Raw genomic sequence first — 14,587 nt, 5'->3', positions numbered from 1 at the left:
TATAACATATATTATATAGTGAATTTATTAACAAAATGATTCAGTTATTCAGTCTTTTTCTTTCATGAAATGAAAAAAGCTATTATTCCAAAAATTTTCTTTGAAATAATAGCTTTATTTTTTTGAATTAATTAATTGTATCGGCAATCGTCCAAGTTACTTGACCCGTATATTTACCAGATTTACTGTTGGCAGGAACTCTTAACTTCCATTTCTTCGCGCCAATGTAATCATTCAATGATTGATTCAACATTTGACCAGAAAATCCTTCTGATTTGATTGGAACGGGGGATGTCGAAACGGTTCTCCAGTTGTTGGATTCATTGCTAGCTTGGTGGAAGAACATGGCATCGTCATTGTCGTTGATCAATTTATCACTGCCATTAGTTAAAGGAGCGTTGTTGTTGTCGTAACTGACACTGACTTGGAACGGTGTATCGGCGGTGTGATTGATGATTAAATTACCAGTAGTTTTGACATTTGGTAAAATCCGTTCTGAATCAGTCATATTGACGCTACCGAAGTCGATGCTAGTAGGAACCTCCACGAATGAAGTTGTCTGTGGTGCAGCTTCAATGTTGACGATTGCCGGTTCTTCAGTTTGAATGCTGTCGTATTGCTGGCCGGTATTAGTCGTTATATTAGTCATATAGGCTGTATTAGAAGCTGTAGTTTGATCGATAGCCGTGACTTTGGCTTGGAAAGTTATTTTGTTAGTTATAGTGTTGGATAAAGTTCCGAGTGAGAAATTCAAATCATTTTGTTTAACGCCATTTAAAGCCACACTACCAGGAACCAATTCTAGTCCAGCGGGTAAGTCATCTTTGAAGTTACCACCAGTTACATTAGAAGTACCATTACTGATAAATTGGAGTTCGTAGTCGATGATGTCGCCTTGTTTGGCAGTCGTTTCACTAGAAAAGGCACCGTTTGGATCATTGGTGTTATTTCTAACTTGTTTAGTGAAACGATATTTGAAGGTTGGTGTTTCAACAGGGATGTCGACACTAGCTTCATAAGTTCTTGAATCATTAAAACCGTTGTTATAACCAGTGAAACTAGCCGTATTTGTAAGTTTTCCGTTGGTCAAATTATAAGGAGCCTGATTATTAATTGTAGCATCAAAAGTATAGGTTGCTTGCTCACCATCGGTAATACCGGTGTTTGGATTATAATCAATTCCATTACCACTTGCAAAAATACTATTTGGATCGATTGTTAAACCAATTGGCATAATATCTTTAATGTTGGAGATTATCCAATTGGATCCTAATCCATCATTTCTAACTGTTAATGTAAAGCGTAACTTGTCACCTACATTATTGGTTCCGTCCTTTGAAGTTAGATTCGTGTAAGTCTTTTTTACAGTTGGAATAGCGTAAGGTTTAACGGTAGCCCCAATAGTCGAAACGTACTTTTCAACAGTTCCTCCGTTAAGATTTGTTTCCGGCCATCTTAAAACGTATGCCGTATCTTGTTTACCATTAGAATCGAGTACATCGTACGTTATATTGTTTCTTGTATATTTTAGTAAATTAACATCCTTACCAGTATTTGTATCACCATTTTCAGATGCAGTTGGATTAGATGTCCAAGGTAGTTTAGGATCTGTAATTTCAATATTATTAGCTTTTCCTTTTGTATCCCAATTAACGGGATTTGTTAAAACTCTTCCCATGAAGTCTTTGAATCCACCATCAACCTTATTTGTAACAAATAATTTTGAATCTGAAGTATTGTTTGTAAGCCCACTTTTTATATATAATCCAGAGCCATCGCCAATGGAATATATTGGAACATTATCTACTTCTTCTTGTTCATCATTACTTGAACTTAACCCAGTATCTTCGCCATAAAATACTTGAAATTGAGTCTTCCCTGAAGAATCTGGATTATAAACATATAGTTCACGTTGTACTATTGGAGAACCAGTAATTGAGGGTCTTAGTACAATTTCAATATAAACTCTACTGGGACTGTAATATCCAACTAATTTATAAACTGGTTTATTGTGAATATCCGTACCTGTATAAAAGAGTTTGCTAGCACCATTTGAGGTATCGAATTTGTATAATTTATTCAATAAATTCATGCCACTAGTTGCGTTGTTGGCTGCAGAACCGGTAAGAAGGGCATAATCAATTGATGTATCAGAAGCTTTTTCTGGATGAACTGTATTATCATTTTTGTCAATGTATGATTTATCGCCTTGATGTAAAATACCGTAGTATTTGCCATTATTATCGATAAAGACATTAATTTTAGAATTGGTTATTGTGGGTACTCCATTTGCAGATGAAGCGGAACTAGCCAATGTAATAGTGTTGTCTCCTGCTGTGACATTCCCATTTTTATCACGTGCAGCACCAAAAGTGTAACCAAGAGAAACATTACCACCAATTGGAATCTTCCCAATTTTGTTTGAAGGTTTTGAAGATTGTAATTGCCAATTATCAATACCATCGTATTTACGCATGACTTTTTCGGCGTTTTCAATATCTGTTTGATTGATTGCTTTGACGGTCGTGGTATTAAAGGTTAGAACCATCAATAAAGCTGTAAAAAAGAGCAAGAATAGTTTGGGAATCGTCTTATAATCTCTCATATTGTTTTTCCCCCATGGTAGAAATACTTTTATATAAAGTTTCTTAGTTTAGAATATATCTATACATTAAGTATTATAAAATGAAACAAATATCCTTTTGATTCAGTTATTAATGTTTTTTCTTTCATAAATTGAATCAACTTAATTAACTCAAAGGAGACTAAACGTGGATCAACTTTTTACTATTGGGCAACTCTCAAAACTCTTTAATATCAAGGTTCCAACGCTTCGATATTATGATGAAGTCGGTTTATTGAAACCAGCAAAAATCAACAATAAAACTCATTATCGTTATTATTCTACTCAACAATTTGAGCGTTTAAATGTCATCACTTATTTGCGAGCTTTGGACTTGTCGATTGATGCCATTAAACAATTTTTTGATGCGCGAGATACTAATAAATTGGAAGCTATGTTGAAGGAGCAGAAGCTACAAGTTAGAAAACAAATTACAGCGTTGGAAAATATTGACCGTCGAATCGATGCTCGAATCAATCAAGTTGAAGATGCGGTCAATAGTACTTTAGACAAGATTGAAATAGTTGATTTACCAGCGATATCAGTCGTTTATTTGGATGAAGATTACCAACCTAGCGATGATATTGAATTCCCAATAGTAACTTTGCGGAAGCGTTTTGGGTTGGATAAAAATATCTTCTTGGGAAAAATTGCTCTAACCGTGTCAGAAGAAAATTTATTGCGAGAACATTTTGATAGTTATAACGGCTTGTTGTTGATTTTAGAACCAGGGGACTCAGGGGATGCGACTGGGATTTTAAAAGCTGGTAAATACGTTCGCTTGAGATTTCATGGAACTCACGATACAGCAGTAATTCAGTACCAAAAATTGTTGCAATATTGTCAAAAACATAATTTTGAAATTAGTGGTCCAGCGATTGAGACAGCTTTGATCGATTATGGTATTACGGATGATTTTGACAAATATGTGACAGAGATCAAAATTCCTATCAAAGACAATTGACCCTCTAGTGACTAGAGAGTTTATAATTTTTGTTAATAAATTTACGAGGGGGGATCTCATGATAGGGACGTTTTTTAATGTTGCCATGATTTTGGTGGGTAGCTTTGCTGGTAGTTATTTCAAAAAAGGAATCAAACCTGCGTATAATGAGATTCTGACACAAGCTTTGGGACTCGTTGCAATGGCAGTCGGTATCAATGCAGTTGTGCAACACATGCCAAAAAGCCACTATCCCGTATTGTTCATCGTCAGTCTGGCAGTTGGCGGTGTCATTGGACAGTGGCTCGATTTAGAGAAGCATTTTGATAATTTAGTTGGGAAATTTTCCAAACCTAGTGCTGATGGAAAAAGTAATTTAGCAGAAGGCTTGGCAACCGGAATCTTATTGTATTGTATCGGTTCATTGTCGATTTTAGGACCAATTCAGGCAGCTTTGAACAAGGACTACACATTCTTGTTCACCAATGGGATGTTAGATGGAATCACTTCGATAGTTTTAGCGTCAACGTTTGGCTTCGGAATGGCCTTCGCAGCAGTGGCAGTATTTTGTTGGCAAGGCAGTATTTACTTGATTGCCATGTTGTTGCAAAATTCAATCAATGCCGACATGATCACAGAATTAACTGTGGTTGGTGGAATCTTGATTTTGGCTTCTGGATTAGGTTTGTTGAATATTAAGAAAATTAAGGTGTTGAACCTCTTACCATCTTTGATTGTGCCGATTGTGGTGGTTGGGGTTTTGCAGATGTTTTAAATATAATGGAGGCTTTCCTGTGAAGGGAGAGTCTTTTTGTTTTTTAAAGATATAATATAATTAATATGTAAATTCAAAAAGATACGTTGGTGAGTATATATGAATTATAGGGATTTGAAATTAAGTGAGAAGAACGGATTGCCAACATGGGATTCATTGATGCCAGTTGTTTTGAAATATTTGAGTGATAAAGATGAAGTTTTGAAAAAGAAAATAGATTTTGATGTAGCAAATCTATTAGAATTACCAGATGAATTGAGAAATAAAGCTTCTGATAAATATCCTGACGATATCCTAATTGAAGGCAGAGTGGGATGGGCTGTGAGTGATTTGTTCATTGGTGGAGCATTGGAACGTCCTGCTAGAGGTGTTTATAGAATATCTGATTTAGGTAAAGAATTATTAGATTTGGATGATAGTGAAATAACTATTGAAAAAATCCATTCTTTACCAGCTTATAAAGCTCATAGAAAAGAATTGGCTGAACGAGAAAAACGAGCTAATTTAGAAACTAAAGGGGATTACTCAAAAGAGAAAAATGGTGTTATTGATGAATTGTCGGAAAAAACAACTAGTTATAACAATGAAATAGCCACCAATCTTTTGAGAATATTGCAAGAATCTAAACCTACATTCTTCGAACATCTAGTAGTTAAGCTTTTGATAAAGATGGGATATAAGGGTCCAAATGGTTCTTCACAAATAACTCAAAGAACTAATGACGGTGGAATTGATGGGAATTGATGGCATAATCAACCAAGATCCATTGGGAACAAGTACAGTTTATATTCAAGCCAAAAGATACAAAGATGACAATGTCGTTCAAAGACCAGCAATCGATGGCTTTTTTGGAGCCTTGTCACGTGTTCACGCTGATCGTGGTGTGTTCATTACTACTTCTCATTTTTCTAGTAGTGCTATTTCTACCGCTAAGAATTTCTCAATTGTTTTGATTGATGGGATTCAGTTGACTAATTTGATGTTGCAATATCAAGTTGGTGTTCAAGTTAAGAAACATTTGGATTTGTTTGAAATTGATGAGGATTTTTTTGAAGATTAATTTTAATGAATGATTAGACAAATTGTCTAGTCATTTTTTATTTTGTAATAAAGGAAAAGCGAACACTCAAACACTAAAACTCTTTAACAACGTAAGTTATACAGTTAAACTAAGTATAATAGTAATTTTATATGGTTTTTAACTGATAAAGTGGGGGAGAAAAATGGCATTGTACAAAACGAAAGGGGAGCTTACTTTTGAGAAGGAGTTTGTAGAAACCTTGACTCAAAATGGGTGGACGTATAATAAAGCCCTAGATAATGCGACGCCTAAGGATTTGGAAAATCATTTCCGTGAGATTCTCAATCAAAATAATCATAGTGTTCTGAACGGAGTAAAAATCACTGATACTGAAATGAGTGAAATTATGCGTAATATCGGTGGAAAAACTCCAACTGAAATGAACGAATTTTTAACTGGTAATTATGAATCAATTTTGAATATTACAAGAGATAATCCAGAATTAGGGACTATGGATTTGAAGTTGTTCTGGCGTGATGCAATTGCTGGTGGACAAATGCGTTATGAGGTTATTCGTCAAGCTATTCGTCCAGGCAAAGAAGATTCACCTGATAATGTTAACCGTCGTTTTGATGTAACGTTGCTGTTCAATGGATTACCTTTGATTCAAATTGAAGAGAAAAAAGTTGATGTCAGTATCAAAGAAGCATCAAATCAAATCGTAAAATACAAATCAGAAAATAAGTATGATGGTTTATTTTCAGCTGTCCAAATTTTTGTGGCCTTAAAAGAAGATACAGCCCGTTATTTTGCTAATGAGAAAAGTGCGGACTTGTTCAATAATAAATTCTTCTTTGAATGGTTAGATAAGAAAAATCAACCAGTCCATAATTGGAAACAATTTACTGAAGACTTTTTAAAAATACCTATGGCACACAATCTTATTAGTAATTACACAGTTGCTGATGGAGATGCTTTAAAAGTTTTACGTCCTTATCAAATTCATGCCGTAAATGCTGTTCGTGAAGCTTTTTCTAAGCATGAAGATGGTTACGTTTGGCATGCTACAGGGTCTGGGAAAACGCTCACGGCCTACAAAATTGCAACTTTATTGCAGAGAAATCCGAATAATCAAGTGATTTTCTTGTCAGATAGAAAAGAGTTAGATAATCAATCAGGAAAGAATTTCAGCAAGTTCTCAACTAATAGTGACGATACTATTTTTGAAACTAATAATACTGGAGAATTAATTAAAAGACTTAGAAGTTCCAAACCGGGCGTCATTACAACAACTATTAACAAAATGAAAATAGCCGTTGAAAGAAATGAAGAAGCTATTAATACTGGTCATAGAGAACCTTTAGCTAGTGTAATGAAGAAACGCATGGTATTTATTGTTGATGAAGCTCACAGATCGCAATTTGGAGAAATGCAAAAAGTTATCCGCCAAGCTTTTCCTAAACAAAATTGGTATGGATTTACCGGAACTCCAATTTTTGACTTCAATAAAACGCCACAAGATCAAACTACCGAGAGCCAGTTTGGACCTGAGCTCCATCGGTACAACATTGGGAACGCACTAAGTGACGGGGCTATTTTGCCATTTAATTCTGAGTATGTCAGCTTGATGCAAGTAACTGATGAGCGTAATGGTGATGAAGTTGAAGAAGAGCAAATACCTGACGAAGCATATAACAGTGATGAGGAAGTTGCCCAAAATTATCGTTTAAAAGTTGTGAAATGGATTATTAAAAACTGGCGTAGAAAATCTGAAAAGGGTAAATTCAATGCTATTTTTGCAACTGTGGATATTAATCAAGCCTTGAAATATTATCGATTATTCAAAAAATTGGAACAAGAAGGAAAGCATAATCTTAAAGTTGCATTGACTTATTCCATTAATGAAAATGGCGATACTAATAAAGACCAACGCTCAGGTTTAGCAGAAGCTATGAAGGATTACTCGATTCGTTATGCTGGATCAGAAACAGCATTTTCTCTCGATAATGTGAATGTCTATATCGATGACGTTGCAAAAAGAACGGCCCGTACCGAAGCACAATACAAGAACTTACCACCGGATAAAGAAATTGATTTAACAATCGTAGTTGCACGTTTATTGACGGGCTTTGATGCACCAAGATTGAATACTTTGTATTTAGATAAATTGATGCAGTATCAAGGATTGATTCAAGCTTTCGCTAGAACTAATCGTGTTTATGACAAAAATAAAACGCAAGGAAATGTTGTTATGTTCAGACGCCCTAAACTGATGAGAGCGAGAACTGAAAATGCGTTTGAAAAGTATGCTGGAGAAGGTTCGTTCAAGAAAGTCTTTCGACCTGAATTTCATGAAATGGAAGATACATTCAAAGAAGCTGTTAAGGAACTAAAAGAATTTACTCCAACTCCTGAAGTGGCGAACAATTTAACTAAATCTACTGAAAAAGAACAAGTAGATTTCTTAAAGAAATTTAGGAATTTATCTAAAGAATTACAATACATCTCTTCATATTCTGATTTTGATTGGGAAGAACATGCTGACGAGTATGGAATAACTAAAGAAGAATTTGGTTATTTCCAAGGTGCTTTTCAAAATATTAGGGATTATTTAAAGGATCATAAATCTGACAGAGATGATTCAGATCCCATTTCATTGAAATATGACTTTGATGATGTGGTAATTACAGAACTTGTTATAGATAAAGAATATGTCTTAGGATTAGCAACTAAATATTTGTTAGATACAGAAAACTTATTTGCAGCTGATGAATTTAACCAAGCTGCCGATAAATTCGCAAAATCCGGAAATCAACGTGAAGCTGATAATATCCGAGAATTCGTGACAGAAGAAAGAAAACGTGGAGATATACCTGCTAATTATGATGCCAGAGCTAGTTATGCACTCCATCAAAGTAGAAAAAAACAACAAAAGATAACTAAATTCATTAATGAATATGGACTCGATGAAGAGTTATTTAACCGATTAGTAACTGAATATGAAGCGACCGGTGAATTTGGACATGAACAAGCTTTGAAACAAACGGCTGATATTAAAGTTGCCGAAAGTAACAGTCATGAATATCGTAATATCTTGAGTTTTAAGGGTTCAGTTCAACGTGCTTGGAGAAAATTTATCAAGGACGACTTAGCACCATACATTGCAGGGGAGAAATAAAAAATGAGTGAAGATACATCAAAAACATTAGAGCAAGCATTGTGGAATTCCGCTAACGCCTTGAGAGGAACGATGGATGCTAGTGAATATAAAAATTATTTGTTAGGGTTGATTTTTTATCGATTCCTAAGTGATATGACTTTGAAAACAGTTATGGAAGCTACCGGCGAAGATGGTAATCCAATTGAAGTTTATAAGAAGTATTGGGACGAGCAACAAGAAGATATTAAGAGTGAATTGTATGGAGCCAACGGATATATCATTGAACCTAATGATTTATTTGACTCGATGGTTGTTAGAATTCAACATCATCAATTCCAAATTAGTGATTTGAAGCAAGCATTATTCAATGTTGAACAATCAGTAAAAGGACACAGTTCGGAAGAAGATTTTGAGGGACTATTTTCTGATATTGATTTAGATTCAAATAAATTAGGTAAAAATCCTAGTCAAACCATGAACGACGTTATTACTTCTTTAAAAGATATTAATTTTGATAACGGTCGTGATGTTTTAGGGGATGCCTATGAATATTTAATTAGTGAGTTCGCCTTGAGTGCTGGTAAAAAGGCTGGAGAGTTCTATACTCCTAGATCTGTTAGTGAAATTATTGCTCGAATCGTTTCGATTGGTCATAAAGAAGGAGATACTCAAATTCGTAGTGTCTATGATCCAGCTATGGGTTCAGGTTCTTTGTTGTTAACGATTGCTGATCAAGTGACTGGAGATCAACCAATCAGTTATCACGGACAAGAATTGAACAATACAACTTTCAACTTAGCTCGTATGAATTTGATGTTGCACGGTGTAAGTTATGAAGATATTTATGCTCGTAATGGTGACACTTTGGACGTTGATTGGCCATCAGATGAACCTTATCAATTCGATGCTGTAGCAATGAATCCTCCTTATTCAGCCCATTGGGATAATAATGCAGGTCGTTTGAGTGACCCACGTTTTCGTGATTATGGAAAATTAGCACCTAAAACTAAAGCTGACTATGCCTTTTTATTGCATGGCTTATATCATTTGAAACCAACTGGTACGATGGGAATTGTCTTGCCACATGGTGTCTTATTCCGAGGTGCGGCTGAAGGGACGATTCGTAAAGAATTGATTAATAAAAATCAAATTGATGCTGTTATTGGACTTCCGGCTAACATCTTCTATTCAACAAGTATTCCAACCTTAATTATGATTCTCAAAAAGAATAAGACTAATGATGATATCTTATTTATTGATGCAAGTAATGAATTTGAAAAAGGTAAAAATCAGAATAAATTAACTGAAGAAAATATCGATAAAATTGTTCAAACTTATGCAGACCGTAAGAACGTTGATAAGTACGCTCATGTAGCGACAATCGATGAGATTAAAGAGAATGAATACAATTTAAATATTCCACGTTATGTTGATACTTTTGAACCTGAACCAGAAATTGATTTAGGTGAAGTTACTAAAGAAATTCGAGAAAATAACAAAAAAATTATGGAAAATAAAAATGAGTTGCTTTCAATGATGAAAGAACTCACTTCTTCAGATGAGAAGACTCAAAATGATCTTGATGACTTTATCTCTATGTTGAATGATGAGGTGAATAATCATGAATAAAAAAATGGTACCTGAGGTTCGATTTAAGGGGTTTATTGACGATTGGGAACAGCATGAAATGAAAAATGTTCTAAAAAAGCAATACAATGGCCAAACTCCTAGTAGATCAAAATCATCATTTTGGAATGGAACTATTGATTGGCTTACTAGTGGAGAACTAAATAGAAGTATTGTTACACGAACCAATGAGAAAATAACTAGCAATGGGCAAAAAAATGCTAATCTAAAAATTATTCCAAAAGGGACCTTTGTTATTGCAATAACCGGACTTGAGGCTGTTGGAACTAGAGGAAACTGTGCACTGTTAGGAATAGATACTACGTTAAATCAATCTTGTATGGCCCTATTCACAGACGAAAAAAAATTGTCACCAAAATTTCTTTTTCAGTGGTATAGAAAATATGGAAATGAATATGGTATTCGTTATACACAAGGCACTAAACAACAAAGTTATAATGCTGAAATAATAAATAAATTACCAATTAACTTACCTACATTAAAAGAACAGAAAGTCATTAATCTTCTTTTATCAAAAGTTGATATAGCAATTACCCTACAACAACGGCAGTTAGACCTTTATATCAAGCTTAAAAAAGGATTATTGCAAAAACTATTCCCTAAAGATGGAGAAAAAGTACCTGAAGTAAGATTTACTGATTTTCATGGAGATTGGGAACAGCATAAGTTTCAAGAAATTTTAGATAAAAATAATGGTATACGTAGGGGCCCATTCGGTAGTTCATTAAAAAAAGATTTATTTGTTAAAAACAGTGATTATGTCGTATATGAACAACAAAATGCAATATACAATAATTTTCATACAAGGTATTTTATTACAAAAGAAAAATTTCAAGAGCTAATAAAATTTGAACTAAACCCTGGCGATTTCATAATGAGTGGCGCTGGTACCATTGGTAAAATAGCTAAAGTTCCTAACGATATAAAAAAAGGGGTTTTCAATCAAGCATTAATAAGATTTAGAATTAATAATTCTATTATGGATGGCAGATTCTTCTTACAATGGATGAGAAGTGAGTTTATGCAAAGAAGATTGACATCATCTAATCCCGGATCGGCTATCGTCAATCTTATTCCCATGTCAGAATTAAAAAAATGGACAGTAATTGTTCCAAAAAGAGATGAGCAAAAAGTCTTGGGAAAGATTCTTAATAAATTAGACTCAACTATCGCTCTACAACATGAACAACTAGATGAATTAAAATCTTTAAAGAAATATCTCTTGCAAAAACTATTCATTTAACAAAAAGACAAACACAACAATTTAAATATTGTCATGTTTGTCTTTTTACATTAATTGAGCCATTTGTTGCATTATTTTTTCGCCATCTTGCGTTTCTAATTCCTGAATAATATGAAGATAAGTTTCCTGAGTGGTGGTCATATTAGAGTGTCCCAGTCTTCTAGCAACACTGGCTATTGAAACCCCAGCAAATAAGAGAATTGATGCATGAGTATGTCTAAGTCCATGAACAGTAATGATGGGAACTTCAGCACGTTTGCATAAAACAGTCAGACGATTGTTTACAGTTGAATTAAAAACACGCTGTTTAACAAAAATCGGCTCATTTTTAGGTAAATCTTTTACCATCTGAGAAAACTGCATAGCAATCTGCCAATCAAGTTGAACTTTTCTGATTGATGAGAAGTTTTTAGTAGGTTGAAAGCCGCCTTTCGTTGCTCGATAATTCCAAGTTTTATTGACACTCAATAATTGCTTAGCAAAATCAAAATCATTTGGAGTAATTGCCAAAGCCTCTGCAAATCTCAATCCAGTTTTAGCAACTAGTAAAATATACCAATCCCAATTTAATTCTGTTCCTAAATCAAGTTGTCTGATTAATTGTTGTAACTCATATTGATTCAAAAACTTAGGCTTCTTATTGCCTGGCTTTTTCCCTTTAATAATAATCTTTCGAGTAGGGTTTTGTTTGATCAATCCCTCATCTACAGCATCCATAATGGCACTTTTTACTTGATGATGAAAATCTTGAGTAGTTTGTTTCTCATGTTCTAAAGCATAATCATTAATCAATTTCTGATAAGTTCGTCGATTTAAATCATTTAACTTTAATTCTGGAGCCAACTTAGTAATCCATTTTAGACTCATATAATATTTGTCCAAAGTGACTGATCTAATGGCGTTAACCTTGTACAATTCAATCCATTCTTCATAATACTTATAAAATAATTGTGATGATTTAGTTCTGGGCATAGAAAAAACCTCCGAATAATTTATATGGTATTAAATTTAGATACCAGTATTTATTATCCAGAAGTTGAAAATTCTAGCATTCGATTTTGTTAAATAAATAATTTTTGTAGTAGAAATTTTTTTAACTGCTTTAATTTTTTTAAATTATTTTCTTGTAATATTATTTGGAAATCTAACAATTGAAATATATGACCAATATTCTTTTGTTCATGTATGGTAGGTATTGTAATCGGCATTTCCTTCATTTGTTTGCCTGATACTTCTGTAAAGGTTGAACCTCCACCAACTCTTTCTCCATATCTTTTCAATTTATCAGAATTTGAATATAAATAATATATATCCAGTTTATCTTTAATGGGTACTATTGATTGAAAACCTTGATTAGTTGTTCCTTCTTTTTTTAATATTGCAGTATTTCCAATACCCGCCCGAGATGTGAATAGTAAAGTATTAATTGGTAATATTTTTGCTGAACTTTTATTAAGTCCTAGTTTGGTTATTCTTTTTTGACTATGATTTACAAAAATACTTTTACCTATTTCAACAGGAGAATACCAATCTATATCTCCATTCCAATACTCACCTATTTTTGTAGATGGAGTTCCGCCTCCAATAACATTGGCTAAATCTTTTAGTTTTCGCTGTTCCCAATCTTCATGAAAATCAGCAAATCTTACTCTAGGAATCTTTTCCCCATCTTTAGGGAATAATTTCTGCAATAATCCCTTTTTAAGTTTGGTATATAAGTCTAACTGCTGTTGTTGTAGAGCAATTAGATTATCAATTTGTTTTAAGATACCCTCAATTTTTTTCTGTTCCTCAATTGATGGTAAGTCGATTGAAATAGATTTTATATTCTCCGCATTAATATTTAAGTTAGCAGATTGCTGACTAATTCTTCGTAACTGTTGTTTAAATAAATCTGACTCATAAAAATATCCAAAAAACTCATTCAACATTTGAGTTTGGTCAAAACGAAAATCAATTAAGTATGAACCAAAAATACCTTGAACTTCATCATAAACGATACCATATGTTCCAACTCCGCCACTACGAACTAATAAAACATCTCCTACTTCAACTTTGAAGTCATTGAATTCTTTTTCCGAAGCATTAATTTTAGGAGTATCATCATGTATTGTTAGTTTATTACCAGTTAAGTCCGTCCCACGTAACAAATAATACTTCTTTGACTCATCGTATGATTCAGTGGTATAAAACCCTTGCTTATGGAATTCCGTCAAATCTGACAACTTAACTTGTTCCCAAATTTCAGTGCGAAAAATGGTTATAAAAATTGATTAATTTGATTATTTCTATCATATAAAATCCCTAATAATAATGAATATGATTATGTTTAAAATAATAAAATCCATTTTGAATTATTTTGCAAATAAGGAATGATACTGTTGAATAACAGTAACTTTAGATTTACTTAATACTTCAAGGAATCAAAAGAAGAAAAGTAAAAGAATCTCCAAAATAAAAAAGACCGGGCATCAAAGCCTAGCCTTAAAATTCAAAACAAACCATCAATGCAAATTAATAACTCTCTCCCCAGCAACAAACTCATCTTTCCCAATCTGATAATAAGCATTACCTCCAAAATAAACGGGCTTCTCAAAAGCAATCCACTCACTACCAACAGCCAAAGTCTTCCCAGTATCATTGAAATTCCCATCGAAAACAGGGGCAGGCAAGACTGGTCTAACTCTCAAAGTAACTGTCTTTTTCTCAAAGTGTTTGCGATTGTGATGGCCGCTGAAACCTTCAATTTCATCATATTTAATCCATTCATTAGTCGCAACTCGATAATAGATCTCACCATTTCTTGAAACAGTCTGATCATAAAACCAAGCAGTCTTAGGAGCCAGAGCTCGATTACGAATCAAGCTGAATCGATTGTCATTAAAAGCATACAGTGTTAAAAATGGTCTATCGCCAACAGTAGTGACGGTCCCCGAATAACTAGTATCGATTGGTCCATTATCAGTCGGGAAAAAATTATACGTGGTAGTTTTCGCTGATACGTCGACCAAATTAGTGCAAGGTACTAAAAGAAAAGGAACAGAAAATAAACTCAAAATGTGGTATTTTTTCATAAAAACTCCTTCTAATTGTATTTGCACCGCCAGTATAGCAAAAAATAAAATTTCTTACTGGTTTTAAAAGCAAGTTTGTATAGGGGTTTGATTTGTTATTT

The 14,587-nt window shown here is 33.7% G+C and carries 11 protein-coding genes; 7 read left to right on the top strand and 4 right to left on the bottom strand.

The window, feature by feature from the left end; genetic code table 11:
- Positions 1–127: 127 nt before the first annotated feature.
- Positions 128–2,605 carry a DUF11 domain-containing protein gene (locus G6534_RS07665; RefSeq protein WP_059074239.1) on the bottom strand — a complete coding sequence of 826 codons (2,478 nt, stop codon included), beginning with the start codon at positions 2,603–2,605 and terminating at the stop codon, positions 128–130.
- Between the two features lie 166 nt (positions 2,606–2,771).
- Between G6534_RS07665 and G6534_RS07660 the strand changes: the two genes are divergently transcribed.
- The 7 genes from G6534_RS07660 (at position 2,772) to G6534_RS07635 (ending at position 11,412) form a co-directional block, all read left to right on the top strand.
- Positions 2,772–3,587: a MerR family transcriptional regulator gene (locus tag G6534_RS07660; RefSeq protein WP_059074238.1), complete on the top strand. Its 816-nt coding sequence runs from the start codon at positions 2,772–2,774 to the stop codon at positions 3,585–3,587.
- A gap of 58 nt (positions 3,588–3,645) precedes the next feature.
- The gene (locus G6534_RS07655) at positions 3,646–4,341 is read left to right on the top strand and encodes a DUF554 domain-containing protein (protein ID WP_059074237.1); all 696 of its coding nucleotides are present in this window, start codon (positions 3,646–3,648) and stop codon (positions 4,339–4,341) included.
- A gap of 99 nt (positions 4,342–4,440) precedes the next feature.
- Positions 4,441–5,085 carry a restriction endonuclease gene (locus G6534_RS07650; RefSeq protein WP_238788884.1) on the top strand — a complete coding sequence of 215 codons (645 nt, stop codon included), beginning with the start codon at positions 4,441–4,443 and terminating at the stop codon, positions 5,083–5,085.
- Complete coding sequence (locus G6534_RS12205) at positions 5,075–5,401, top strand: restriction endonuclease (protein WP_238788883.1); 327 nt, start codon at positions 5,075–5,077, stop codon at positions 5,399–5,401. Before G6534_RS07650 ends, G6534_RS12205 begins: the two co-directional genes overlap by 11 nt.
- Positions 5,402–5,564: 163 nt before the next feature.
- Positions 5,565–8,540: a type I restriction endonuclease subunit R gene (locus tag G6534_RS07645; protein WP_182082565.1), complete on the top strand. Its 2,976-nt coding sequence runs from the start codon at positions 5,565–5,567 to the stop codon at positions 8,538–8,540.
- Between the two features lie 3 nt (positions 8,541–8,543).
- Positions 8,544–10,151: a type I restriction-modification system subunit M gene (locus G6534_RS07640; RefSeq protein ID WP_059074234.1), complete on the top strand. Its 1,608-nt coding sequence runs from the start codon at positions 8,544–8,546 to the stop codon at positions 10,149–10,151.
- Positions 10,144–11,412: a restriction endonuclease subunit S gene (locus tag G6534_RS07635; protein ID WP_182082564.1), complete on the top strand. Its 1,269-nt coding sequence runs from the start codon at positions 10,144–10,146 to the stop codon at positions 11,410–11,412. The genes G6534_RS07640 and G6534_RS07635 overlap by 8 nt, the downstream gene beginning before the upstream one ends.
- Positions 11,413–11,457: 45 nt before the next feature.
- Here G6534_RS07635 and G6534_RS07630 read toward each other — a convergent pair whose 3' ends face one another.
- The 3 genes from G6534_RS07630 to G6534_RS07620 all read right to left on the bottom strand — a co-directional run bounded on the left by G6534_RS07630 (position 11,458) and on the right by G6534_RS07620 (position 14,486).
- Positions 11,458–12,384, bottom strand: coding sequence for a site-specific integrase (locus G6534_RS07630; RefSeq protein WP_059074232.1), 927 nt, complete (start codon positions 12,382–12,384; stop codon positions 11,458–11,460).
- Between the two features lie 89 nt (positions 12,385–12,473).
- Complete coding sequence (locus tag G6534_RS07625) at positions 12,474–13,637, bottom strand: restriction endonuclease subunit S (protein WP_082666935.1); 1,164 nt, start codon at positions 13,635–13,637, stop codon at positions 12,474–12,476.
- Positions 13,638–13,916: 279 nt separating this feature from the next.
- Positions 13,917–14,486, bottom strand: coding sequence for an SLAP domain-containing protein (locus G6534_RS07620; RefSeq protein ID WP_059074231.1), 570 nt, complete (start codon positions 14,484–14,486; stop codon positions 13,917–13,919).
- Between the last annotated feature and the right edge of the window lie 101 nt (positions 14,487–14,587).

The organism is Companilactobacillus pabuli, assembly GCF_014058425.1.
In the GTDB taxonomy this organism is placed as follows: Bacteria; Bacillota; Bacilli; order Lactobacillales; family Lactobacillaceae; genus Companilactobacillus; species Companilactobacillus pabuli.
This window is presented reverse-complemented; position numbering and strand designations above follow the sequence as displayed.